2 protein-coding genes are annotated in these 1,830 nt (G+C 65.5%); both read right to left on the reverse strand.

Annotated elements, in window-relative coordinates; all coding sequences use genetic code 11:
• The coding region (nuoL, locus tag D6M19_RS34000; RefSeq protein ID WP_123029674.1) for an NADH-quinone oxidoreductase subunit L at positions 1–1,542 on the reverse strand (1,542 nt) is incomplete at its 3' end.
• Positions 1,543–1,549: 7 nt separating this feature from the next.
• Positions 1,550–1,830: NADH-quinone oxidoreductase subunit NuoK (nuoK, locus tag D6M19_RS34005; RefSeq protein WP_123029675.1), on the reverse strand; the 281-nt coding region annotated here is incomplete at its 5' end.

Here is a 1,830-nt window from a genome sequence, read left to right on the forward strand (position 1 = left end):
CCAGGCGGGTAGGGCGTGGTGTGCTTCGTGGGCGCCGACGACGGGTTGGAGCCAGTGCGCCAGGGTGCCGCCGATGGCGAACAGGGCGCCGGATGCCACTGAGCCGACGGCGAGCAGGATCATCGGCCAGGTCATCACTTTCGGTGATTCGTGGGGTTGGGTGACTGTGGCTTTCCCCCCGGCTTCGCCGCCCCCGGGGTCTTTCCACCGCGGTTGACCGAAGAAGGTCATGAGCATGACGCGGGTCATGTAGAAGGCGGTGATGCCTGCGCCGAGGATGGTTGCGGTGCCCAGGATGGCGCCTTTGGCGCCGCCGGCGCCTAGGGCGGCTTCGATGATGCCGTCTTTGGAGAAGAAGCCCGCCAGTGGTGGGATGCCGATGATGGCCAGGTAGCCCAGCCCGAAGGTGGCGAAGGTGATCGGCAGCAGTGTGCGCAGGCCGCCGTAGTGGCGCATGTTCACTTCGTCGTCCATGGCGTGCATGACCGAGCCTGCGCCCAGGAACAGGCCGGCTTTGAAGAAGCCGTGGGTGAGCAGGTGCATGATCGCCACGGCGTAGCCGGCGGGGCCCAGCCCGGCGGCGAGCACCATGTAGCCGATCTGGCTCATGGTGGATGCGGCGAGCGCTTTTTTGATGTCGTCTTTGGCGCAGCCGATGATCGCGCCGAACAGCAGGGTGACCGCCCCGACGATGACCACCCCCAGTTGTGCGCCGGGGGCGAGGTCGAACACCGGACCTGAGCGCACGATCAGGTAGACCCCGGCGGTGACCATGGTGGCGGCGTGGATGAGTGCGGAGACCGGGGTGGGGCCTTCCATGGCGTCACCCAGCCAGGACTGCAAAGGGACCTGCGCGGACTTACCGCACGCGGCCAGCAGCAGCAGCAGCCCGATCGCGTCCAGCGTGCCCTCACCGAGTTGGGGTGCGGCGGTGAACACGCCCTGGAAGCTGATGGAGCCGATGGAGGCGAACATCACCATCAGCGCCACCGCCAGGCCGATGTCGCCGACCCGGTTGACGACGAAGGCTTTCTTGGCCGCGGTGGCCGCCGACGGTTTGTGTTGCCAGAACCCGATCAGCAGGTAGGACGCCAGCCCGACCCCTTCCCAGCCCATGTAGAGGCCCAGGTAGTTGTCGGCGAGCACCAGCAGCAGCATCGCTGACAGGAACAGGTTGAGGTAGCCGAAGAACCGGCGGCGGCCGGGGTCGTGGGCCATGTAGCCGATCGAGTAGATGTGGATCAGCGACCCGACACCGGTGATCAGCAGCACGAAACACATCGACAGCTGATCGAGCTGCAGCCCGAAGTCCACGCGCAGCTCACCGACGGGCACCCAGGAGAACAGCGTTTCGTGGATGGCTCGTTCTTCGCCGGGGCGGGTTGTCATGTCGGTGAACAGCGCCGCGCCCACGGCGAATGAGCCCAGCGAGGCCGCGCAGCCCAGCAGGTGTCCCCACGGGTCAGACCGCTTGCCCGCTAGTAGCAGTATCGCTGCTCCTGTCAGGGGCAGGGCGATCAGAAGCCAAACCGGAAGCGTCATCGCGGCCTTAGTTTTTCAGCAGGCTGGCGTCGTCGACCGAGGCCGAGCGGCGGGTACGGAAGATGGTCATGATGATGGCAAGCCCGACCACGACCTCACAGGCGGCGACGACCATGGTGAAAAACGCCACCACCTGACCGTCGAGGTGCCCATGCATCCGGGAGAACGCCACGAACGCCAGATTGGCCGCATTGAGCATCAACTCGACACACATGAACATCACGATGGCGTTGCGGCGCAACAAAACCCCCGCCGCACCAATCGTGAACAACAACGCCGACAAATACA

Source organism: Mycolicibacterium stellerae (genome assembly GCF_003719305.1).
Classification (GTDB): Bacteria; Actinomycetota; Actinomycetes; order Mycobacteriales; family Mycobacteriaceae; genus Mycobacterium; species Mycobacterium stellerae.